This is a genomic window from Desulfotomaculum sp. 1211_IL3151 (genome assembly GCF_036763075.1).
In the GTDB taxonomy this organism is placed as follows: Bacteria; Bacillota; Desulfotomaculia; order Desulfotomaculales; family Desulfotomaculaceae; genus Desulfotomaculum.
Window position 1 is genome coordinate 117,940 of record NZ_JBAIYV010000041.1, and the last position, 23,438, is coordinate 141,377.

General features: G+C 45.5%; 25 protein-coding genes. 24 read left to right on the top strand and 1 reads right to left on the bottom strand.

Features of this window, described 5'->3' with window-relative positions:
* Window positions 1-44: 44 nt before the first annotated feature.
* Window positions 45-290: a hypothetical protein gene (locus tag V6C11_RS11435; RefSeq protein ID WP_333531292.1), complete on the bottom strand. Its 246-nt coding sequence runs from the start codon at window positions 288-290 to the stop codon at window positions 45-47.
* A gap of 306 nt (window positions 291-596) precedes the next feature.
* On the opposite strand from V6C11_RS11435, the gene V6C11_RS11440 reads away from it, so the two are divergent.
* The 24 genes from V6C11_RS11440 to xseA all read left to right on the top strand — a co-directional run bounded on the left by V6C11_RS11440 (window position 597) and on the right by xseA (window position 23,432).
* Window positions 597-1,970, top strand: a complete 1,374-nt coding sequence (locus V6C11_RS11440) for a TldD/PmbA family protein (RefSeq protein ID WP_333531293.1) — start codon at window positions 597-599, stop codon at window positions 1,968-1,970.
* A gap of 138 nt (window positions 1,971-2,108) precedes the next feature.
* A complete protein-coding gene (aroQ, locus tag V6C11_RS11445; RefSeq protein ID WP_333531294.1) occupies window positions 2,109-2,594 on the top strand; it encodes a type II 3-dehydroquinate dehydratase in 486 nt (161 codons plus the stop codon).
* On the top strand, window positions 2,554-3,627 hold the full coding sequence (locus V6C11_RS11450) for a M24 family metallopeptidase (RefSeq protein ID WP_333531295.1): 1,074 nt from the start codon (window positions 2,554-2,556) through the stop codon (window positions 3,625-3,627). The genes aroQ and V6C11_RS11450 overlap by 41 nt, the downstream gene beginning before the upstream one ends.
* Before the next feature lie 25 nt (window positions 3,628-3,652).
* Window positions 3,653-4,210 (top strand): elongation factor P, encoded by a 558-nt coding sequence (gene efp, locus V6C11_RS11455; RefSeq protein ID WP_333531296.1) that lies wholly within the window; start codon window positions 3,653-3,655, stop codon window positions 4,208-4,210.
* A gap of 82 nt (window positions 4,211-4,292) precedes the next feature.
* Window positions 4,293-4,706: a CD1247 N-terminal domain-containing protein gene (locus tag V6C11_RS11460; protein WP_333531297.1), complete on the top strand. Its 414-nt coding sequence runs from the start codon at window positions 4,293-4,295 to the stop codon at window positions 4,704-4,706.
* A gap of 345 nt (window positions 4,707-5,051) precedes the next feature.
* Window positions 5,052-6,761 carry an FAD-dependent oxidoreductase gene (locus tag V6C11_RS11465; protein ID WP_442886067.1) on the top strand — a complete coding sequence of 570 codons (1,710 nt, stop codon included), beginning with the start codon at window positions 5,052-5,054 and terminating at the stop codon, window positions 6,759-6,761.
* 188 nt (window positions 6,762-6,949) lie between these two features.
* Window positions 6,950-8,575, top strand: coding sequence for a stalk domain-containing protein (locus V6C11_RS11470; RefSeq protein ID WP_333531299.1), 1,626 nt, complete (start codon window positions 6,950-6,952; stop codon window positions 8,573-8,575).
* 164 nt (window positions 8,576-8,739) lie between these two features.
* Window positions 8,740-9,750, top strand: a complete 1,011-nt coding sequence (spoIIIAA, locus tag V6C11_RS11475; RefSeq protein WP_333531300.1) for a stage III sporulation protein AA — start codon at window positions 8,740-8,742, stop codon at window positions 9,748-9,750.
* Window positions 9,744-10,262, top strand: coding sequence for a stage III sporulation protein SpoIIIAB (gene spoIIIAB, locus V6C11_RS11480; RefSeq protein WP_333531301.1), 519 nt, complete (start codon window positions 9,744-9,746; stop codon window positions 10,260-10,262). Before spoIIIAA ends, spoIIIAB begins: the two co-directional genes overlap by 7 nt.
* A 17-nt stretch (window positions 10,263-10,279) precedes the next feature.
* The gene (gene spoIIIAC, locus V6C11_RS11485; protein WP_011877419.1) at window positions 10,280-10,480 is read left to right on the top strand and encodes a stage III sporulation protein AC; all 201 of its coding nucleotides are present in this window, start codon (window positions 10,280-10,282) and stop codon (window positions 10,478-10,480) included.
* Between the two features lie 18 nt (window positions 10,481-10,498).
* The gene (gene spoIIIAD / locus V6C11_RS11490) at window positions 10,499-10,885 is read left to right on the top strand and encodes a stage III sporulation protein AD (RefSeq protein ID WP_333531302.1); all 387 of its coding nucleotides are present in this window, start codon (window positions 10,499-10,501) and stop codon (window positions 10,883-10,885) included.
* A 13-nt stretch (window positions 10,886-10,898) separates the two neighbouring features.
* Window positions 10,899-12,071: a stage III sporulation protein AE gene (gene spoIIIAE / locus V6C11_RS11495; protein WP_333531303.1), complete on the top strand. Its 1,173-nt coding sequence runs from the start codon at window positions 10,899-10,901 to the stop codon at window positions 12,069-12,071.
* Window positions 12,072-12,081: 10 nt separating this feature from the next.
* Window positions 12,082-12,702, top strand: coding sequence for a stage III sporulation protein AF (gene spoIIIAF / locus V6C11_RS11500; protein ID WP_333531304.1), 621 nt, complete (start codon window positions 12,082-12,084; stop codon window positions 12,700-12,702).
* 35 nt (window positions 12,703-12,737) lie between these two features.
* Window positions 12,738-13,361 (top strand): hypothetical protein, encoded by a 624-nt coding sequence (locus V6C11_RS11505; protein WP_333531305.1) that lies wholly within the window; start codon window positions 12,738-12,740, stop codon window positions 13,359-13,361.
* A gap of 1 nt (window position 13,362) precedes the next feature.
* A complete protein-coding gene (locus V6C11_RS11510; protein WP_333531306.1) occupies window positions 13,363-13,965 on the top strand; it encodes a SpoIIIAH-like family protein in 603 nt (200 codons plus the stop codon).
* A 316-nt stretch (window positions 13,966-14,281) separates the two neighbouring features.
* Entirely contained in the window at window positions 14,282-16,183 is a 1,902-nt protein-coding gene (gene accB, locus V6C11_RS11515) for an acetyl-CoA carboxylase biotin carboxyl carrier protein (RefSeq protein WP_333531307.1), read from the top strand.
* A 9-nt stretch (window positions 16,184-16,192) separates the two neighbouring features.
* A complete protein-coding gene (gene accC, locus V6C11_RS11520; RefSeq protein ID WP_333531308.1) occupies window positions 16,193-17,539 on the top strand; it encodes an acetyl-CoA carboxylase biotin carboxylase subunit in 1,347 nt (448 codons plus the stop codon).
* Window positions 17,540-17,613: 74 nt separating this feature from the next.
* Entirely contained in the window at window positions 17,614-18,027 is a 414-nt protein-coding gene (locus V6C11_RS11525; protein WP_333531309.1) for an Asp23/Gls24 family envelope stress response protein, read from the top strand.
* A 351-nt stretch (window positions 18,028-18,378) separates the two neighbouring features.
* Window positions 18,379-18,915, top strand: a complete 537-nt coding sequence (amaP, locus tag V6C11_RS11530; RefSeq protein WP_333531310.1) for an alkaline shock response membrane anchor protein AmaP — start codon at window positions 18,379-18,381, stop codon at window positions 18,913-18,915.
* A 22-nt stretch (window positions 18,916-18,937) separates the two neighbouring features.
* Entirely contained in the window at window positions 18,938-19,159 is a 222-nt protein-coding gene (locus V6C11_RS11535) for a DUF2273 domain-containing protein (protein WP_333531311.1), read from the top strand.
* A gap of 76 nt (window positions 19,160-19,235) precedes the next feature.
* On the top strand, window positions 19,236-19,670 hold the full coding sequence (nusB, locus tag V6C11_RS11540) for a transcription antitermination factor NusB (RefSeq protein ID WP_333531312.1): 435 nt from the start codon (window positions 19,236-19,238) through the stop codon (window positions 19,668-19,670).
* 64 nt (window positions 19,671-19,734) lie between these two features.
* The gene (locus V6C11_RS11545; protein ID WP_333531313.1) at window positions 19,735-20,586 is read left to right on the top strand and encodes a sulfide/dihydroorotate dehydrogenase-like FAD/NAD-binding protein; all 852 of its coding nucleotides are present in this window, start codon (window positions 19,735-19,737) and stop codon (window positions 20,584-20,586) included.
* Entirely contained in the window at window positions 20,579-21,982 is a 1,404-nt protein-coding gene (gene gltA / locus V6C11_RS11550; RefSeq protein WP_333531314.1) for an NADPH-dependent glutamate synthase, read from the top strand. The genes V6C11_RS11545 and gltA overlap by 8 nt, the downstream gene beginning before the upstream one ends.
* A gap of 253 nt (window positions 21,983-22,235) precedes the next feature.
* Complete coding sequence (gene xseA, locus V6C11_RS11555; RefSeq protein ID WP_333531315.1) at window positions 22,236-23,432, top strand: exodeoxyribonuclease VII large subunit; 1,197 nt, start codon at window positions 22,236-22,238, stop codon at window positions 23,430-23,432.
* The last annotated feature ends 6 nt before the right edge of the window (window positions 23,433-23,438 follow it).

A 23,438-nucleotide genomic window follows, 5' to 3' on the forward strand; every position in this document is an offset into this window, starting at 1 on the left:
ACGTATATCAACCTTGTTCGTGTAAGATTATATTTATCAAGCTTTTACCTTATCCGTACAGGAGAAGCTGGCGGGTGTGCACTGCCAAAGGCTATTGCCATAATTACTAGAAACAAAATAACAGACAAGGCAATTATTAGCAGCACAATAACAAGTATTTTATTCTTTTTATTCAACTGCTTGCCTTTAATGAGAAGTAGAATAGCGGAAAATATCGCAATTGATATACTTACCAGAAGAACAGGATAGGTTAATAAGTTAGCGATAAGTCCTCCAATTCCACTTCCCATTTTTTTCTCCTTTCTTAACAATAACAGTGCCCACGTTATCTAGCGAAGGGTAAGTCACGTTCTTATTCAATAAAGAGTATTTTTTTTCCTGCAAAGTAACATATTGTACACAGTTACTTGTTTTTTTGGGTATAATTAACACTGGGTAACTTTTTTACTGGAAACTTTAAAATATTCACATCTGTCTCATAGAACAACTTATCCACGGGGTAATCATTTCCAGTTGTTAACCAAAGCACTTCGCATAGTTATGCGGTGTTTATAAAATGGATTCTAATAATTTAAAGTTCTACGGTAACAATACTTATGTTGAGAGAAAGGAGCTGGGTATTTTCCTTGAGTGATAAATATATTACCATCGCACAAAATGCTGTCCAAAGGGCAACGGCAGGTGGTGCAACAATGGCGGAGGCTTTCCTGCTGAGTGGCAAGGAGTTATCCATTGAAACCCGGAATGCTGAAGTAGAGACGATGAAATTGGCAGAAGATCGTGGCTTGGGTATCCGGGTTATTACAGATGGTCGGGTGGGCTTTGCCTTTACAACGGACTTTGGTACTTTAGGTTTGGACCAAGTTGTTCAGCAGGCCCTGGCCAATGGTGCCAATACGGAGCCGGATACCTACTATACTCTACCACAAATAAATGAACAATATCCGACATTGGATATTTATGATCCTGCCATTCATGCTGCTTCGGTGGAGGAAAAAATAAAAATGGCGGTGGAGATGGAGAATGTCGCCAAGCAACAAGACAGCCGGATTAAGATTATTGAAAGCTCCTCCTATCAGGATGGCGAAATGGAAGTAAGCATTGTAAATTCCCTGGGGCTGCAGGCCCATTATCAAGGGGCCTACTGTGGTATTTATTTGTCGCTGGTGGCAGGCGAGGGTGAGGATAGCCAGACTGGTTTCGCCATGACATATGGTTTGAAATACTCAGATCTGGACCCAGTATTCATAGGTAAAACTGCGGCGGCACGGGCTGTACGCATGCTGGGGGCCAAGCCGGTAAAATCCCAGCGGGCGGCGGTTGTTTTAGACCCCTACATTGCCACCAATTTTTTAGGATTATTGGCTCCGGCTTTATCCGGTGAAGCAGTGCAAAAGGGCCGGTCTCTTTTTGGTGGCAAAGTAGGCCAAGAAGTGGCCAACAAATTGATTACGGTGGTGGATGATGGCAGACGTAAAGGGGGGATCGCCTCTGCTCCCTTTGATGGTGAAGGAGTACCTACCTCAGAGACGATTTTAATTGAACAGGGACAATTAAAGGGATTTTTACATAATACCTATACCGCAGCCAAGGAGGGCATTCAATCCACCGGTAATGGCATCCGGGGTTCCTTTAAGGGCACACCGGAGGTAGGAACCACCAACTTCTTTATTCGTCCGGGCCAAGTTAGTGCGGAGCAAATGATTAAAGAGGTTAATAACGGCTTATACGTAACCGAGGTTATGGGGATGCACACGGCAAATCCCATTTCCGGTGATTTTTCGCTGGGTGCCTCAGGAATCTGGATCGAAAATGGTCAGTTGACCAGGCCTGTGAGAGGGGTAGCCATTGCAGGGAATATTATGGAACTGCTAGGTTCAGTGGATGCTGTGGGTAATGATCTTGAGTTTTTTGGTGGCAAAGGGGCACCGAGCCTGCGTGTTGCCTCAATGTCCCTTAGCGGCAGCTAATTCCCCATGGGCACTTTCCGGTGCCCATTCTTTTATTTCTATATTAAGAAATACAAACTTTTTTATTTTGTTACTATCTTTGCAAGGGTATATGTAATATGGTAAAATGTGTGTCGGTAATGTGGGGAGAATGAAAATATGAATATTCTTGTATTGCATGGACCCAATTTAAATCAATTGGGTAAAAGGGAACCAAAGGTCTATGGTTTTATCACCTTGGATCAAATAAATACTCAAATCCTCGGGTTGGCCAAGGAACTGGCAGCAGTGGTAGAAACCTATCAATCCAACCACGAAGGGGACTTAATTGATAAGATCCAGGCAGCATCTGCAAGGATGGATGCTGTGGTGTTTAATCCAGGAGCATTCACGCATTATAGCATAGCGCTGCGGGATGCCGTAGCTTCCCTTGACATTCCTGTGATTGAGGTGCATTTATCGAACATACATGCCCGGGAAGAATTTCGCCGAAAATCGGTGATTGCTGAAGTGGCTGCCGGTCAAATCAGTGGTTTGGGTTTGGACAGCTATTTGCTTGGTCTTCGGGCAGCCGTATCCCTTGCGCAATCCAGGAGGTTAAAAAATGATACAACGTCTAGTCAGACTACGTCAGAAAATGTCTGAAAAGGGAATTTCCCATTTGTTTATTACCAAACCGGAAAATCGTTATTACCTCAGTGGTTTTACCGGTACCACTGGGGTTTTGCTAATTGGCCAAGCGACGGCTGATTTTTTTACTGATTTTCGATACATCGAACAAGTTAAAATACAAAGCCCTCATTTCAATGTGGTTAAGGTTGAGCAAATATCACCCTTTGGATTACTTTCTGAAAGATTGAGAAATTATAAAGGTGAGAAACTAGCCTTTGAGGCGGAGGATCTATCTTATAAGAAATATCAGGAACTCAAGCATCATCTGTCGGACATTGAACTCGTTCCCTGTGAGGGATTGGTGGAAGAACTGCGGCTGATCAAGGATGAAACGGAAATAAAGGTCATTCGTCAAGCCATGGAAATTGGCGATAAAGCCTTTTCTCACATTTTACAATACATCCGGCCTGGTATTTCAGAGTTAGCATTAACCCTGGAACTGGAATTTTTTATGCGCCAACTGGGAGCTTCGGGGACTGCCTTTGATACCATCATGGCCTCTGGTCCAAGATCCGCATTGCCCCATGGTGTTGCCAGCCAGCGTCAATTACAAATGGGTGATTTTTTAACCATGGATTTCGGTGCCCTATATCAAGGTTATAATTCGGATATGACCCGTACAGTGGTATTGGGGCAACCCGATTCTAAGCAGCTAGAAATATATCATATCGTTTTGGAAGCTCAAATGGCTGGATTGGCAGCGGTAAAGGCAGGCATTCCCGCGAAGGAAGTGGATGCTGCGGCTCGTAAGGTGATCACAAGTCATGGGTATGGGGAATTTTTTGGCCATGGTACCGGTCACGGTGTGGGCATTGCCATTCACGAAAATCCCAGATTGAACACAAAGGATGAAACGATGTTGCAGCCGGGTATGGTTGTTACGATTGAACCAGGCATTTACCTGCCTCAATGGGGCGGGGTGCGTATAGAGGATAGTGTGTTAGTAACTGAAAATGGGTGTGAGATACTCACTTCTTCACCTAAAAATGAGTTGATTAGTCTGTAAATTTAGTTTTAGGAGGGTGATTACGTTGATTTCTACCAGTGATTTTAGGACCGGCTTAACGGTCGAAATTGACAATGATGTTTGTCAAATTGTAGAGTTCCAGCACGTTAAACCCGGTAAAGGGGCTGCTTTTGTACGTACCAAAATGAGAAACATGCGTACCGGGGCAGTGATTGAAAGAACCTTTAACCCCAACGAAAAACTGACGCCGGCTAGAATTGAGCGTCAGGAAGTGCAGTACCTGTACAATGATGGTGAAAGCTACAACATGATGAATATGGAAACCTATGATCAGTTTACGGTTTCCAAGGGAGATATGGGAGATGCCATCAAGTGGCTAAAAGAAAATATGACCCTTAACATTGCCAGCTACAATGGAAGTATTATTGCTGTTGATCTTCCCAATACGGTTGAATTGGAAGTGGTAGAAACTGCCCCTGGCATTAAAGGGGACACAGCTTCCGGTGGTGGCAAGCCTGCCACTCTGGAAACCGGTGCAGTAATCAACGTTCCCTTCTTTGTCAACGTGGGAGATGTGCTGCAAGTAGATACCCGTACGGGTAACTATGTAAAACGGGTATAATATCCTAATATGTTTAAAACCCCCTTGCTTGAGGAATAATACTGTAGAGTTACTACGGTACCAATGTAAAGGGGGTTTTTGCATGGATAGTTTAAAATCAAAGGTAGCGTACCTGCAGGGCTTGGCCGACGGAATGGATCTGCCAGTGGAAAACAAGGAAGGGCGCTTACTAAATGGAATTATTAGTGTTTTACAGGATGTAGCCGAAGAATTAGAAGGTCTAGAGGAAGCCCAGGAACAACTGGAAGATTACGTGGAAACCATTGATGAAGACCTTTATACCTTAGAGGAAGATCTGGGTGGCTGCGAATGCGAAGGGGAAGACTATGTAGAGGTCGAATGCCCCGGCTGTGGTGAAACCGTGATGTTTGAGTCAGATATACTGGAGGACGATGACGTTATAGAAGTTACCTGCCCCAATTGTGATGAAGTGGTTTTTGTAAATGACGATGAAGCGGATTCACTGGAAAACAAAGAGGGCGGCAGAAATTTATAATCACGCAACAAGCAGGACAGGGTCGCAGACCCTGTTTTTTTTATACTATCAGAAAGTATACGATTTTAAGGATGATAGCATAAGAAAAGCTAAGGCTCACGCTATAGGCTGGCGTGAGCCAAGCTTTTCTAAGCCATTGGGACAGTGTGGGACAGGTTATTTGTCCCGGTTTTTATTATCCGCCTTTAGTTATTGGCATGTCTTAGGCCAGGAGACGATACTGGCCGTGGGCTATGGCCAATTAAAAAGCGGAGGGCTAAGGGCTGGTGGCTAAAGGAACTAAGCAGAGCTATTGAATCTTCTCTAGAATTAGAGTTATAATAATATTGTTTAAATAATGTAGAAATGGGGGAGCGATACTTGGCTAGCAAAAAAATACTGATTATTGGTGGTGTGGCCGCTGGCCCCAAAACAGCAGCCCGCGTTCGTAGGTTAGATCCCGAAGCTCAAATAACAATCCTGGAAAAGGGTCAGTACATATCCTATGCCGGCTGCGGCATGCCTTTTTATCTCTCTGGCAAAATTCATCAATTTGAAGAACTGTATTCTACCTCCTATGGTGTAAAACGTGACCCAGAGTTCTTTAAATCGGAACGTGGTGTAGATGTATTTACCGGCACAGAAGCCATTTCCATTGACCGTGCCAACAAGAAGGTTGTGGCTAAAGATGTGGCAACCGGCGAAGAAAAGGTTTTTGAGTATGATAAATTAGTGTTGGGGACAGGTTCCAATCCCATTACACCTCCCATTGAAAACCTTGATTTAGCAGGTGTCTATCGTCTAAACCACCTCACGGATGCGGAAGCCATTAAAAAAGCCCTGGATGCCGGTGAAGTGAACGATGTGGTGATTATTGGTACCGGGTTTATAGGAATGGAAGCCCTGGATGCCATTTTCAGCCCCAGACGTGCTGTAACCATGGTAGAGTTCAAAGAAACTTTATTACCTGGCATCCTTGATCCCGATATGGGCAAACTGCTGTATAAGAGTTTATATGAACAAGGTTTAGAAGGACGCTTTGGTGAAAAGGTGCTTAAGTTAGAGGGTGAAGACGGTCGGGTAACCAAGGTAATCACCGATAAAGGAGCCATTGATGCCGATGCAGTTATTTTAGCTGTGGGTGTACGCCCCAATGTTAAATTAGCCCAAGAGGCTGGGCTCACCATTGGTGAAACCGGAGCAATTGCCGTCAATGAATATTTGCAAACCAGTGACCCAGATGTTTATGCCTTGGGTGACTGTGCCGAAAACACCAATATAATAACCGGCAAAAAGGCCTTTGCTCCCATGGCTACCTATGCCAACCGTCAGGGACGTGTGGTAGGTGACAATGTACTTGGTGGCAAATCGACCTTCAAAGGTATCCTGGGAACGGGCGTACTGCACTGCATGGATATGAACGTGGCTCGCACCGGTTTGGGTGAAGTCCAAGCCAAAGCCCTGGGCTATGATATTGAAACCATCACAGTGTCTACCTTTGATATGACGCACTATCACCCCGCAAGCAATAAGATCATCATTAAGATGATTGCCGAAAAAGGCAGCCAAAGGGTGTTAGGTATGCAGGGTATTGGTAAAGGTGAAGTGGCTAAGAGGGCGGACGTAGCAGCCACCATGATCAATTACGGTGGAACCCTGGACGATCTGTTAAACTTAGACCTTGGCTATGCGCCTCCTTATAATACACCCATTGATCCCATGGTTCATGCGGGTAATGCACTAAAGAATAAGTTGGATGGCATTGCTAAGACCTATACCCCGGAAGAAGTGCAAGCTAAAATAGAGAAGGATGAAGACTTTGTCCTGCTGGATGTTCGTCCACCTCATCAGTTCAATATGCGCAATATTAAGGACAAACGTACCCAACAACTTACCTTGAGTGAACTCCGAGATAAACTGGATCAAGTACCAAGGGATAAGGAAATTGTTACCGTATGCGTCATGGGGTCCCGGGCCTACGAAGGTGCCCGTATCCTGGAGGGTGCAGGATTTAATAATGTGAAATTTATGGAAGCCGGCATGGAAGGCTGGATCTTTGATCTGGACGATTTATAAGAAAACGTGAGGGCCTGTGCAATTTGCACAGGCCCAATTTAGTTATGCGCCATTAGCCAAAAGCGAACGGTGCATAGCTAAATTGGGATTATAGTCCTCTTTTTGGTCCGATTAAAAGGGTTTTTGCAAAGGGATCAAGAAAATTTAAATTAGAAGAAGAATCATTTTATATTACAAAGGAGGTTAAAATGAAAAAGTATCTTATTTTGTTGCTATCCCTGATGGTTTGTTTTTCTTTTATCCTGCCGGCGGGGGCCGGGGAGTTGTCCGGGGATAAGAGGGCTTTATTGGAGAAGATCAATACCAGTATCAGCGAAATGAATATGGACCTATCATCCACTGCCACCGGTTTTTCGGAATACAAATTAAATGAACTAACTGGCGGGGCATTGCTGATGGTACCTCAGTTAGCCAATATGCAGGGTGCTAAGATATCCTTTGACTATAATTTAAATGCACCTGCTGGACAGATGGGCATGCAGTGGAAAATGAATTATCAAGGGAAAACCTACCAGGGTGACCTTTATCTTGATGGATCAAGAATTATCTTTACCAAAGATTTTCTGGTCATGATCAAGGAGATCAGCCCTGCCACAAAGATACCGGACTTAAATACAATGCCCCAATATCTTTATGTGGATCAACCGGAATTTGCTCAGATGTGGAGCAGCCCGTGGCTTGGTTCCCAAATAAACCGGATACTGCCACTACAAAACGAATTGCTTACATTCTTTTTAGAAGCCATACCAAACAACACGATTAGCAGTAACGGCAGCGAGTTAAAGATTTCCATAAACCAACAACAGTTTGCCGCTTGTTTAGCAGGCATCATGGAAAAAGTTCAAAAAGAGCCGGAACGTTTTGCCGACCTGATGGCAAAGTACATCACAACCCTGGATCCCAACCAGAGCGATGATGAGCTAAGGTCAGAAATCCTGGCGGGTCTTAAAGAAGATAATAATAAAGTTACCAGTGCTGATGATATCGTCAAATCAATGGCTGAAGCGGGCCTGGAGTTTAGAAACTTGACCTATGTCGTACCCAGGGGTAAAAATGGCCCCGGAAGTTTCTCATTAAATATGGGTATCAAAAATCCAACCACCTCTGAGTCCCTCGGTGAAATGGATTTTAAAGTTGATCAAGTAAAAAATGGGGATAAAGTTACAGGCGACATGAATATGGAGATTAGTGGCGTGGTAAAGGAGCAAAACATTCGTTTTAGCCTTAAGCTGGTAGGGGATTATGACCAAACCAAAACCAATGCCACATCAAATACGGCCTTGACCATTCGTGTTGACCAGGGCTCCATGAAAATGTTGAATCTGGGACTGGACATCCTCTCCCAAGCCAAGGTTGATAAGAATGTTGAGACTTCGGTACCAGTATTAACACCGGAAAATAGCTTTAATTTAGAACAGTTAACCAATGAAGAAGAAGAGACTGTGCAAGCAAAGCTGCTTCCCGGTCTGGAAAAGTCAGTGCATGTGGTGATCAATGGCAAACCCCTTCATGCTGAGGTAAAACCAGTTATTAAGGAAGGTCGCACCATGGTGCCTCTGAAAAACCTTGCCGAGGCATTGGGGTGCAAGTTAAATATGATCAATGATCACGAACTGTACCTGGCCAAGGAAAATAACTATGTCATGCTCAGGCTGGGGGAAATAAAATACACGGTTAACGGTAAGGATAAAATACTAGATGTACCAGCCTTTGCGAAAAACGGCCAAATCCTGGTGCCCCTCCGCTTAATTGTCGAGGATCTTGGCTATCAGGTGAAAGCAGAGGGAGATGTGGTGTATATTACTGGTTATTAGTGGGTGTTGATTGTTGCCTGGCACCTTCGAATAAGAACTAAAACTAAACAGCTAAAAGCTGAAGGCTGAGGGCTGACGGCTAAAAAGAGTGCCAACTGGCACTCTTTTTTTTGGCATAAAATGGTTGTTTCCACAATATGTATAGGATAGGGAGGGGACAAACTATGTCTGTTTTGAGGCAATTACAAGTTCTTGATACCAATAAACTACCCTTGGATGAAGTGCTTAATTTACTTCCCCCCAACCTGCGTCAATTATTGGCTGAGCTTCCTCCGTCCATTAAAGAAGAGGTGGAGGAGATTCGGCTTAGGCAGGGACGGCCTTTGCTGCTGGGGTTGGCCCAGGGGGACTGTTTTGTCAGCGAGAGGGGCACAGTAACTGGTTCGCTGGCTGAGGCCTATGTTGTTAATCAGCAGGATGTAGAAAGAGCAACTCAACTGGTCAGCAGAAGTTCCCTTTATGCGCTGGAGGAAGAACTAAGGAATGGTTTTATTACCCTGCCCGGTGGGCATCGGGTGGGTATCACAGGGAAAGTCCTGACGGATCAAGGTGGTATAAAAAACATCAAATATATTTCCGGTTTTAATTTTCGTATTTCCAGGGCGGTATTGGGGGCTGCGGATAATCTTTTACCCTATCTTATTTCCCCGGAGGGGCGGTTTTATCACACGGTATTGGTATCGGCACCTCGCTGTGGCAAAACCACGATGCTAAGGGATTTAATTCGAAGACTCAGTGAGGGTATTCCAGAGTTAGGTTTTTCCGGTGTAACCGTTGGTGTGGTGGACGAGCGTTCGGAAATTGCCGGTTGCTTTAGGGGTATCCCCCAGCGGGATATTGGACCAAGAACAGATGTTTTAGACGCTTGTCCTAAGGCTGCTGGCATGATGATGCTGCTTCGCTCCATGGGACCAGCAATCATTGCCACCGATGAGATTGGACGGCAGGAAGATGTGGCGGCACTGGAAGAGGTTCTTAATGCCGGAGTAAAGGTACTTACCACCGTTCACGGTTCTTCTCTGGAGGAATTAGCCGATCGTCCAGCCTTACAATACCTCTTTAAAATTAAAGCCATTCAAAGGTTTGTTTTACTAAGTAGGTCAAGGGGAGTAGGAACGATAGAAGACATCATTGACGGCCGGACCATGAGGTCGTTGGGGGTGAAAAGGTGTTAAAAATAATTGGTGCCATGGTGGTAGTGGTGTTTTGTACCTTGATCGGCATGACCGTAGCCAGCAGCTATAGCCGTAGGCCCGGCGAGATACGATCACTGTTGAATGGCCTGCAAATCCTGGAAACAGAGATTTCCTATGGGGCGACGCCCCTGCCAGATGCCCTGGCCAGTGTTGCGTCACGTTGTGACCAAAGGGTAGCCCTGCTGTTTAGCCGGGCCAGTGCGGAACTAATGAGTATGAGGGGAGCCACAGCCAGAGAAGCCTGGGAAATTGCCTTAGGTGAGTATTATCCGAAGTCGGCTTTAAATAAAACAGACCGAGCCATTTTAATGGAATTGGGGACCAGTCTGGGTGTATCCGATCGGGAGGACCAAGTAAAGCATCTCGTACTGGCCAAAGAACAATTAAAATTAGAACATGCTAAAGCCGAAGATGCTTCCCAAAAAAACGCCAAGGTCTATAACTATTTGGGATTCCTAGGGGGACTGACAGTTGTACTAATCCTTATTTAAGAGAGGGGATAGGATGGATGGGCAATATTGATCTGATTTTTAAAATTGCCGGGGTTGGTCTGTTGACAGCCGTGTTGACAACACTTTTGAAAGAGTACAAAAAGGACGACTACGCTGTTTTGGCAACTTTAGGGGGCTTAACCGTAGTCCTTTTTTGGGTGGTGCAACTTCTGGGGGGCTTGTTTGATCAAGTAAAATCGGTCTTTAAGTTGTTTTAGAGAAAAGGGGTCAGGGCTATGGATATATTACAAATTGTTGGGCTGGGTTTAGTTGTTTGCATTCTCGCTATCATCCTGCGCCAGCAGAAGCCACCCATGGCTACATTATTGACCATGACAGCAGGCATTATCATATTTTTTATCATGATGCCGCAAATCGCAGCAGTATTTAATGTTCTACGGGATCTCGCAAGCCAAGCCAATGTAAGCATGGCTTACATGGGTACCATTTTAAAAATTGTAGGAATAGCCTACATCGCGGATTTTGGTTCCCAGATTTGCCGGGATGCCGGGGAAAGTACTCTGGCTTCTAAAATAGAATTTGCAGCCAAGATTATTGTGCTGGTGATGGCAGTACCTATTATTGTGGCGGTGCTGCAATCCCTAATAAAATTGGTGCCTTAAGGTGGGGAGAAGGTTGCCCAAAAAGATCATTTATACCTGGATATTGATATGTTTGCTCCTGGCTCCGGTACCAGTGCAGGCGGCACCTGAACAACCAAGTTTAAGCACCGGGGGGCAACTGGCTGAGCTGGAAATGAACAAACTGGAAGAGTTTATGGAACATCTTAACTCAGAAATTGAGGGAGCTGTTCCCACGCTTAATTTTAAAGAACTGGTGACCCAAGTAATAAAAGGGGACTTAGATTGGCAGGTTTCGGATATATTTACGGGTCTCTTTAAGTTTTTCTTTAAGGAAGTAGTAGCCAACGCCTCCTTGTTGGGCAAGCTGGTGGTCTTGGCGGTTATTTGTGCGGTCTTACAAAATTTAATGTCCGCCTTTGAAAAGGGAACCACGGGTAAATTAGCCTACTCGGTTAGTTATCTGGCCCTTGTTTCACTGGCCATTGGCTCCTTTACCCTGGCCGTTAATATTGGCATGGAAGCCATTGACAACATGGTTCTTTTTATGCAGGCATTAATGCCCCTTTTATTAACCCTCTTGGTTGCCATGGGGGGAGTGGCCTCCACGGCGATCTTTCATCCGATTATTTTTGGGTCCATAACCACCATTGGTACAGTCATAAAAGTTATCGTTTTTCCCTTGATTTTTTTCTCCGCGGTCTTAAACATCCTAAGCAACCTTTCAGAAAAGTTTCAAGTGTCCCGGTTAGCAGATCTGCTAAAAACAGTAGCCATGAGTGTGTTAGGTTTGTGTACAACCATATTTCTTGGTGTTTTTTCCATTAAAGGTGTAGCTGGTTCCGTTACGGATGGTGTTGCCATACGGACTGCGAAATTTGCCACTGATGCCTTTATCCCGGTGGTGGGGGGGATGTTCTCCGACGCTCTGGATGCGGTGATTGGTTCGTCCCTATTAATCAAAAATGCCGTGGGTATTGTGGGAGTTGTGATCATTTTTATCCTAACCATCCTGCCAATGCTCAAAATTTTTGCTGTGGCCTTTGTCTATAAGTTAGCAGGGGCTTTGATTCAGCCAGTGGGGGATAAACAAATGGCGGATTGTTTGACGAGTCTGGGAAAAAGCTTGCTAGGTATTTTTGCAGCTGTGGCCACCGTTGGCTTATTGTTTTTCTTTGCTATAACGATCGTTGTGGGCATGGGTGATTTAATGACCATGTTACGTTAAAGAGGGGTTGGTGTTTTTGGAAAGCATTAAAGAACTGGTACAGGTTCTGGTCATCCTCATCGTTATGGCTTTATTTCTGGAAATGCTGCTTCCTAACAGCCAAATGCAGGGTTATGTGAAGATGGTCATGGGTTTGGTGGTTATTGTGGTTGTTCTAGAGGCTGGGGCCAATTTAATCCACCAGGATTTTAAATTTGATTTACCGGCCCTAACCGCCAGAACCCAGGAACCGCCACTGGAGAGCCTTATTCATGATGGACAAAGGTTGGCCGGGCTGCAAAAACAGGAAGCCATGAAAGAATATCAGCAGGGCATTGAGAAACAGGTGCTGGCTTTAGCCAGGCTTCAAAGCAATGTAAATATAGCTGGGGTTAAGGTTACGACAACGGATGATCCCCAGGACCCCAATTATGGCAGATTAACCGGTGTGGTACTGGAGATTGCCAAGGAACCAGCGGATGATCGGCAAATAACAAAAATAGAGACGGTGGATATAGCCGTTGGAGGCTTGCCAGACAACCAGGATACTTCACCAATCAATAATAAGGAAGCCCAGCAAGTGGCACGGAATGTAGCAAATTTTTATAATATTCCCCTGGAGCAAGTTAGGGTTGTGGAGCGAAAAGAATAAAGGATTTGTGAAATACCCAAAAAGGAGGTTGTTCGATGAGCTGGTGGAAAAAACTCGTTGGCGATGGAGAAGAGGAGGGGCCCAAAAAAGAACAACTTAAAAAGGTCAAAATGATGATTGTAGGTGCTGTCATTGGCATAGGACTATTGGTTATGGGTAGTTTAGGGCAGGAAAAACAAGTCCAATCACTTCCCTCAACCCCAGACAAGGTCGAAGTAAAGGCCAAGGAAAACCAAAGGGTAAATACAGCGATGGCCTCGGAAGAGGATTTTCTGGCCCAAAAGCTATGTGAAATGCTGGAACAAGTGAATGGTGCCGGGGAAGTAAAGGTAACCATTCGGCTGGAAAATTCGACCCTGACAGAATATGCCATCAATACATCCACCGGTAAGAAAACCACCCAGGAAAAGGACCAGTCCGGTGGCACCAGAACCCTTACGGAAGATACCGATACAGGTCAATTGGTATTGGTGACCCGTGGTGGTGAGGAAACTCCCGTCATGAGCAGAGAAATTGCCCCCACAGTGGCAGGGGTACTGGTTGTGGCAGATGGAGCAGATAATCCTCGGGTTAAGGCACAGTTGTTTAGAGCTACTCAGGTGGCTCTGGGAATTGAACCACACAAGGTTATTGTTATGGCCAGAAAGGCAGGTGCCTAATATGTCCAAGCGCTTCATGTTTCTCGGGTTATTAACGGTGGCGGGCCTTGCCTTATTAGCCGTGGGCTGGCAAGGAGGTATTCATGAGATTAAGGAAACGACGAATCTTACCAACAGACCACCGGTGCAGGAGGCTGCCCCCTTGGAGGTTGATGGGAAGGTTTTTGTTAAACCCGATAGTACCCCCTCAGGCAATGCCGTAGAGGTGCAGCAAGAAAAATCCCCGGCAGAGGTCAATGATGTCCTCAATGATAACGGCGGCTTCTTTGTGGAGTATCGTTTGGAACGGGAAAGAAGCCGGGGGCATCAAATTGAGATAGCCAGGGAAATTATTAATAACACCCATTCGGACCCGGAGGTCAGGAAAAAGGCGCAGGAGCAAATGTATGTTATCAGCAATAATTTACAAAAGGAATTGGAGGTAGAAAGTCTGATTCGGGCTAAGGGTTATCAAGATTCTGTGGTATTCTTAGAAGGAAAAACAGTGACCGTTGTTATCCAAGCGAGGGATTTAACCCAAGAGGACGCCATTAAAATCACGGACTTGGTATCCCGCAGCACCCAGGCCCAACCGCAGAATATCGTGATTATACCGAAGAGTTAACGCCAGCCGCCGTCTGTCAGCCGCTTTTTTGCAGGTATTGCTGAAGGGTTATGGCGGGCGATGGAGGCCCATGGCCTCGGGTCCATCCAGCGGTTGTTTTTAGCTGACGGCTAAAAAAATCTTGTCAAAAAGAAGGGCTTTTTGGTAAAACCATAGAATATTGTATACTTGTGCTTCTTTAGTAGCCAATCCTCCAGTACTTATATATAATCAACTATAGGATAATTTTTTTTACGGCAACTGACAAAGCTCAGGTTGTTGCACAAATACAATAACCTGAGCTTTCTGTTACTTATTGCTGGGGGAGGAGGAACGAATGAGTAACCATTTAAAAATTACTGATACAACCCTGCGTGACGGACACCAGAGCCTGTGGGCAACCCGGATGGCTACTGATGATATGCTGCCCATAGTGGAGAAGTTGGATCAAATGGGCTACCACTCTTTGGAGGTTTGGGGTGGCGCAACCTTTGATGTTTGCTTACGCTTTTTAAATGAAGATCCCTGGGAACGTCTCCGTTTGATTAAAAGGCATGTTAAAAATACCCCCCTGCAAATGCTACTACGGGGACAGTCTTTAGTGGGATATATGCACTACCCTGACGATATTTTAGAAGCGTTTATTCATAAAACCGTAGAAAGTGGTATGGATATTATTCGGATCTTTGATGCTCTGAATGATATTCGAAATATGGAAAAGGCCATCGAGGTTACCAAAAAGGCCGGTGCCCATGCCCAGGCAACGGTGGTCTATACCGTAAGCCCGGTGCATACCACTGAACACTATTTGGAAACTGCCCTGCGCTTAGAGGAACTGGGTGCTGATTCCATCTGTATTAAAGATATGGCGGGTCTTTTAGCACCGTATAAATCCTATGAACTGGTTAAGTTATTTAAGGCGCATCTCAGTGTGCCGATACAATTACACTGCCACTATATCGGTGGTATGGCAGTGGGTGCCTACCTAAAGGCTGCTGAAGCCGGCGTGGATATCGTAGATACTGCTTCGGTGCCCATGGCTTTCGGTGCCTCACAGCCACCGGTAGAGACTGTGGTACGGGCACTGAAGGGTACCCCCTATGATACCGGACTGAGTATTAAATCCCTGTTTGAAGTGGCTCAGTATTTTGAAGATGTGAGAAGATCACTGGGCCAGCAGCGGGGTGTAACACGGATTACGGATATGAGAGTATTTGAACACCAGGTCCCAGGGGGCATGATTTCCAACCTTGTATCCCAATTGGAAGAACAAAAGGCCTTGCACCGGATAGAAGAGGTGTTAGAAGAGATACCCAGAGTAAGGGAAGAACTGGGTTATCCGCCTCTGGTTACCCCAACCAGCCAAATTGTTGGCACCCAGGCTGTCCTAAACGTATTAACCGGGCAACGGTATAAATTGATTCCCGGTGAAGTAAAACTCTATGTGGAAGGCTACTACGGCAAACCTCCTGCCACCATTGATCCTGCCATTAGCCGCAAGGTATTAGGTGAAAAGGAAGCCATTACTTGTCGCCCTGCCGACTTGCTGGAGCCAAAACTGGATAAACTAAGAAATGAGATTAAGGATTTAGCCATCAGTCAGGAAGATGTCTTAAGTTATGCATTGTTTCCCCAGGTGGCACGTAAGTTTTTTGAAGCGCGCAAAAGGGGAGAAACGGGCCCGCATCGGAAGGAAGCATCCATTAAACCTGGGGCACCCGCCGATTTCAGCAGTACCAAGAGAACCAAGGAGGCCAGTAATATGAACCTTAGTGAATTAAGAGAGCTAATTAAAGTATTGGATCAAACGGATATTACCGAAATAGATCTGGAGAGCGACGGCGTTAAAGTATCAATTCGTAAGGGCGGCAAGGTAACAGCCAGTGTGACAACTGCCCCTGCTAAGCAAACAGCGGAAGCTCCGGTCAGTGAAGCACCACAGGCTGAAGCAACCCCTGCGGCAGAAGCCCCGGCGGCTGCAGCCCAGCCTTCAGATGATTTAATTGCTGTTACCGCACCCATGGTGGGTACCTTTTACAAAGCACCATCACCGGATGCCGCTCCCTTTGTTAAGGTAGGGGATGTTGTAGAGAAGGGCCAGACCCTTTGCATCGTTGAAGCGATGAAATTGATGAATGAAATCGAAGCAGAACATGCTGGTGAAGTTATGCAAGTTCTTGTTGAAAATGGCCAGCCGATTGAATATGGACAACAATTGTTCTTGATAAGAAAAAAGTAGGGAGAACACATGTTTAAAAAGATATTAATTGCTAACCGGGGTGAGATTGCCCTACGTATTATTCGGGCTTGTCGGGAGTTAAACATTAAAACAGTGATGGTTTATTCTGAAGCTGACCGTGATAGTTTAGCTGTTAGATTGGCTGATGAAGCGTATTGTATCGGGCCGGCTCCTTCTGGCAAAAGCTACTTAAACATTACCAATATCATTAGTGCCGCTGAAGTATCAGGGGTGGATGCGATCCACCCCGGGTACGGTTTTCTGGCCGAAAATGCAGGTTTTGCAGAAATATGTGAAGACTGTGGGATAACCTTTATTGGGCCTTCCCGTCATGCCATTGAATATATGGGCAATAAAGCTTTGGCCCGCAGCACCATGATCAAAGCTGGCGTACCAGTGGTGCCTGGCTCTGAGGGGGCCGTCAGCAATGAGGATGAAATTATGGCCACCGCCAAGGAAATTGGTTATCCGGTATTGATCAAGGCTTCCGCTGGTGGCGGGGGACGCGGCATGAGGGTAGCACACAGTGAAGTAGATCTGATGAAAGCTATCAATACTGCCAGGAACGAAGCCCAGGCAGCCTTTGGCAATGGGGATGTCTATTTAGAGAAATATGTGGAGCAACCCAGACATATTGAATTTCAAATCCTCGGGGACAACGAAGGCAATGTGGTTTACCTTGGGGAAAGGGATTGCTCTGTTCAGCGAAGGAACCAAAAGGTAATTGAGGAGGCCCCATCGGTTGCCCTGACCCCTGAATTGCGCCGGAAAATGGGTGAAACTGCGGTTAAGGCTGCCCAGGCGGTCAATTACTATAATGCGGGAACGGTGGAATTTCTCTTAGACATTAATAACAATTTCTACTTTATTGAAATGAATACCAGGATTCAAGTTGAACATCCTGTAACGGAATTAATTACCGGCATTGATTTAATTAAGGAACAAATCCGTATTGCTGCCGGAGAATCTTTGGGCTATGGTCAAGATGATATTCGGATTGATGGTTGGGCCATTGAGTGCCGCATAAATGCTGAGAATCCGGATAAAAACTTCATGCCTCACCCTGGTACCATTACTTTATATCATCCGCCAGGTGGTCCAGGGGTTCGTCTGGATAGTGCTGCTTTTGCCGGCTATGCCATCCCGCCCTTTTATGACTCGATGATAGGCAAGCTTATTGTCTGGGGCAGGGACAGGGATGAAGCCATTGCTAGAATGCAAAGGGCCTTGGATGAATTTGTCATCGAAGGGGTGCCAACCACCATTTCTTTCCATAAAAAGGTCCTGAATAACGCCTTTTTCCGTCGTGGTGAGGTCTATACAAACTTTATCCAGCGGCGTATGCTGCCCGACTAGTGCTGCAGTTGCTGTGACTAGTCCCAATATGCTATAATCACTATGAAGGATTGGATAATTTTGGAGGTGTAGCCATGTCAGATAATAAGCGTGATATTGTGGTTATGACGCCCCAGGATGGTTTGGGTGGTATCCGCATTGCTGATGATGTAGTAGGTGTAATCGCAGGTATGGCAGCAACGGAGGTTGCTGGTGTTGCCGGTATGAGTGGTGGTATCGGTGGCGGCATTGCAGAAATGCTGGGCAGAAAAAACCTGTCCAAAGGGGTAAAGGTTGAAGTCGGGGAAAAGGAAGCTGCCGTTGACCTATTTGTTATTGTGGAGTTTGGCGTGCGTATTCCCGATGTGGCTACCCAAATTCAAATGAATGTTAAACGTGCCATTGAAGGAATGACAGGTCTATCGGTGGTTGAGGTTAATATTCATGTGCAGGGAGTTACTTTCCCTAACACAGATACAAAAGAAGATGAGTCTAACCGAGTTAGGTAAAACTTAAAAGCAGCGAAAAAGATCGGAACCAATAGCAACATTGGTTCCGCATTTTATATTTTATCTCGAAAATTTTACCTTTGTACTTTCGGGAATAACTGAATGCAGCTATGAAAACTTTGTGTCAGCCTGAGCGATAGCGAAGGATCTAAGGTTTAGCTTTCCAAATGTTAGAAGATCCTTCGCTGTCGCCCGGGATGACAAAGATTTTTGGCAACACGGGTTCCTGGTTTTTCCTTAGAAAGTACCAGTAAAACTAGCATTTTTAATTTAAGCTGGTAATAGTATGCTAGTATAAATTGCTTTTATTTTGCAACAGTTCATAGTAATATAAAAAAGGGAGGGGATGTTATGAGCCCCTTTGACCGTATTTTACTCATTATTTACAGCCTGGTAATATCGGTTGGGTGCCTGCTGTCCTTAGCCATTGTCTCTGGTTGGTGGCAGCAACCTTTGCATCTTTTATGGCAAAGGCCCAACGTTTATGAGATGCAGATTTATCTTGCAATTTTTATAGCCATACTCTTATTACTGGGTTTGCGATTGTTGTGGGTAGCTCTAAGCCGACGCCAAACCGGTAAAGCAGTGGTGCATGACTATATATTAGGACAAGTAAGAATATCAGTCCTAACCATTGAGAATCTGGTTAAGAAGGTGGTACACCAAATACACGGTGTTAAAGAGGTCAAGCCTAGGGTAGTGCAAACCTCACGGGGCCTGGCCTTGCATATTCGGGCGATTGTAGCTCCGGATATCAGCATTCCAGAGGTAAGCCGGGAAATACAGCAACGTGTTCAGGAATATCTCTCACAAACCACCGGGATAACTGTAAATGACATCAAGGTCATCGTAGATAACATATCCAACACCCGTCCTAGGGTAGAGTAAAACCAGCCAAAGGAGGGTGAAAATGCTAGCAAAAATTTTTGAAAAAATTGTCGAAAACCATAAGGGGAAAGCGATAGGGATTTTTCTTGGGCTGGCCTTTGGCTGGTTTGCCATCACTTACGGTTTTTTTAAAGCTTTATTTGTGGCCTTCTGTATCATCATTGGTTATTTTATTGGCAGAGGTATCGATGAAAGATTTGATTTTCGAAGGGCCATGGATTGGCTTTTTCGGGATCGTTGGTGAACCAAGGAAATATCTATGTAAGTACAGTTAATTGGGAAAACTAATTATAAATATTTGATTTTGAGGAGGTCCTAACTTGGGCAGAAGGCAGGCCAGAGAAACTGCACTGCAAGTATTATTTCAAATCGACTTAGGCAAAACCGAACCAAACCTTGCCCTCACGAATACTGCAGAGGAGTTTGGGGCTGGTCCCCAGGAGATTGAATTTGCCCGACAATTAGTTTGGGGTACCCTGGAACATCTAGAGGACATTGATGCGATGATTACCGGTGTGAGTAAGGAGTGGCAATTAAACCGTATGGCCAACGTTGACCGCAATATCATGCGGTTAGCTCTTTATGAAATAAAGTATCGATCTGATATTCCGGAAAGTGTGTCAGTAAACGAGGCATTGGAGTTGGCCAAGGTTTTTGGCAGCCCGGATTCCGCCCGTTTTGTGAACGGGATCTTAGGCAAGTTATTAGATAACAACAAGGACGAAGCAATAGCAGCCTTAGGCAATCAAGAATAAATAAATATAAAACCTTGATGCCCAAAGACCTAATTTTATATGCTTCGGAGAGGAGGAGATCAGGTTGTATCAAATCGTAGCAAAGAGAACCCTGGCACCAGCTATTCATGAGTACGAGATTCTGGCACCTAAAGTGGCCAAAAAAGCCCGGGCAGGACAATTTATTATTGTAAAAGTCGATGAAAATGGTGAAAGAATACCTCTAACCATTGCCGATTTCAACCGGGAAGCTGGTACTGTCACAATTGTTTTTGCTGAAGCAGGGTATTCTACCAAAAAACTTGGTCAATTAAATGCTGGGGATGCCGTCCAGGACTTTGTAGGTCCCTTGGGTGTTCCTTCCCATGTGGACAAGTTTGGCACCGTGGTGATGGTAGCTGGTGGGGTAGGTGTTGCCCCTGTATTCCCCATCGCTAGGGAAATGAAAGCAGCGGGAAATCATGTGGTGGGTATCATGGGTGCCCGAAACAAAGATTTGATTTTCTGGGAAGAACCCATGCAAGAGGCCTGTAATGAACTGCTTGTCACCACAGATGACGGCTCTTATGTACGCAAAGGCTTTGTCACGGATGTCCTGCGCGAATATATTGAAAAAGAAGGCAAACCTGCTATGGTTATGGCCATTGGGCCACTGCCGATGATGCGGGCTGTGGTTAATGTAACGAAGGAATATGATATTAAAACCATGGTTAGCTTGAACTCAATTATGGTAGATGGCACAGGTATGTGTGGTGCCTGTCGTGTGACCATCGGTGGCGAGACCAAATTTGTCTGTGTGGATGGACCTGAATTTGATGGCCACCTGGTGGACTTTGAAGAACAGATGATCCGTTCCCGTCAATATAAGTCCGAAGAGCAGCAAGCCCTGCAGAAAACCACCTGTGGTTGTGGTGGAGGAGGTAAGTGCCATGGCTAAAATTATTCCTAAAAAACATGCAATGCCTCATCAGGACCCCCAGGTAAGGGCCAAGAACTTTCAAGAGGTGGCCCTTGGCTATACAGAAGAGCTAGCTTTGGCAGAGGCTGAACGCTGCCTTAATTGTAAAAAACCACTGTGTAAGCAGGGTTGTCCCGTAAGCGTAGATATTCCTGAGTTTATTTCCTTAGTTAAGGAACGTAATTTTGATGAAGCCGCCAAGGTCATCAAACGTACCAATGCTTTACCAGCGGTTTGCGGACGGGTTTGTCCCCAGGAAAGCCAATGTGAGAAGTTCTGTATTGTTGGTAAAAAGAATGAACCAGTGGCCATTGGCCGTTTGGAACGTTTTGTGGGCGATTATATCGTAAATAAAGAAGCCGCCATTGAAAAGGCTGATCCCACTGGCTACAAAGTGGCCATTGTTGGTTCTGGTCCCGCGGGCTTAGCCTGTGCTGCTGACCTAGCTCGGTTAGGACATGCTGTGACCATGTTTGAAGCCTTGCATACCCCTGGTGGTGTGTTAATGTATGGTATTCCCGAATTCCGTCTGCCCAAACACATTGTGCAGAAGGAAATCGAAAACTTAAAGAAAATGGGCGTTGAAATTGAAACAAACGCCATTGTTGGTCAAATCACCTCTCTGGATGAACTATTCCAAGAGGAAGGTTTTGATGCAGCTTTTCTGGGCACCGGAGCAGGTACACCCTACTTTATGAACCTGCCGGGAGAAAACCTAAACGGTGTTTATTCTGCTAACGAATTTTTAACCCGTTCGAACCTAATGAAAGCCTATTGTTTCCCAGCGTGTGATACACCCGTTAAGGTTGGCAAAAAGGTAGCTGTTTTGGGTGGCGGCAACGTAGCGATGGACGCAGCTCGGACGGCTCTGCGCTTGGGTGCCGAAGAGGTCTACATTGTTTATCGTCGTTCCCGGGCGGAACTGCCTGCTCGTTTAGAAGAAGTGGAGCACGCCGAGGAAGAAGGAGTAAAGTTCCTCTTCTTGACCAATCCAACCAAATATGTAGGCAATGAAGAAGGTTGGTTAACGGGTTTGGAGTGCCTCAAAATGGAACTAGGTGAACCAGATGCCTCCGGCCGCCGGAAGCCAGTTCCCATCGACGGGTCTGAATATGTTTTACCAGTAGATGTAGTTATCGTAGCTATCGGCCAAGGGCCTAACCCCCTGCTCACCAGTACAACCCCGGATTTAGAAACCAATAAACGGGGTAACATCGTAGCGGATGAATCCGGTAAAACCTCCAAGGATGGGGTTTACGCCGGTGGCGACGTTGTCACTGGTGCCGCCACAGTAATCAAGGCCATGGGTGCTGGCCGCACTTCAGCCAATAGTATTCACGAGTATTTAATGTCTAAGGGACCCAAGAAAAACTAATTCCGCTAGGACAAAAGTGTATCGCTTCTACGGGGGCGATACACTTTTAGGTTTCATATTTAGATAAGTGAAACCCATCAAATTACCAGGTGCTATCGTTATCCCCCTGAGCGACTTTTGGCGGAGCAAATGGGGATAACGATAGCACCCCCCGCTGATGCAATATTACGAAGGATTTAAAGTTCTTCTTGACAATTTTGTAAAAAAACCTCAAACTTTTGTGTTAAATAAAAAACAGTGAAAGGGATACTCCATGAAAATCCTTTCGGTTTCAGAACTAACCAAATACATAAAGGATAAGTTTGAAAATGATTTCTTTTTGTCAAACCTATGGGTAAAGGGAGAAATATCAAATCTTAAGCTGCATAGTTCCGGACATGCCTACCTAACCCTCAAGGATAAGGACTGCAGTATAAAAATAGTCATGTTTCGCTCCCGGGCCAGGAGACTGCTCTTCCGTCCGGAAAACGGCATGTCAGTAATTATTCAAGGCTACATTTCGATCTATGAAAGGGATGGCACCTATCAGCTCTATGCCGAGTCCATGGAACCAGATGGTGTTGGCGCTCTTTATATCGCCTTAGAACAATTAAAACAAAAGCTCGCCGCCCAGGGGCTTTTTGATAAGGAAAGAAAAAAGCCAATTCCCAGGATACCTAAAGTGATCGGCATCGTTACCTCTCCCACCGGGGCTGCCCTGCAAGATATGCTTAATATCATGAGACGCCGCTGGCCGAAGGTGCAGATCCTTTTAGCACCGGTTTTAGTGCAGGGTGAAGGGGCACCGGCATCCATTAGCAGAGGGATTGAACAAATGAACGGCCTGGGGACCGTAGACGTTTTAATTGTTGGCAGGGGCGGCGGTTCCCTGGAAGAATTGTGGGCCTTTAATACAGAGGCAGTGGCCATGGCCATTGCTAAATCTAAAATTCCGGTAATTTCAGCCGTGGGTCATGAAACGGACTTTACCGTGGCAGATATGGTAGCTGACTTGCGTGCCCCTACTCCCTCTGCGGCGGCTGAATTAGTGGTGCCAGATTGTCAAGAGATGGGTCGCTATTTAGGCACCCTGGAGAAACGGTTAGTAAAAGGGATGGCTAATTACCTGGACAAATCTAAACAGAGAGTCAAGCACTGCTTGGCCGCACCTTCCCTGCAAAGACCCTATCTGATCACTGGCAGCAGGCAACAAACCCTGGATCTACTAACCAATAATTTGCAGCGAAACGGCAAAATATGCCTAGCTGAGAGAACCTCTCAGTTGGCCAATTTAGCAGGAAAATTAAATGTACTAAGCCCCTTGGCCACCCTTGCCAGGGGATATAGTATCTGCAGTACAAGCAATGGGGATATCCTTAGCGATGCCACCAAGGTAGAGGTGGGACAGGGAGTGGAAGTAGTACTCCGGAAGGGTAAAATTTCATGCCAGGTTAAGGAAAAGCAAATTTGATGATTC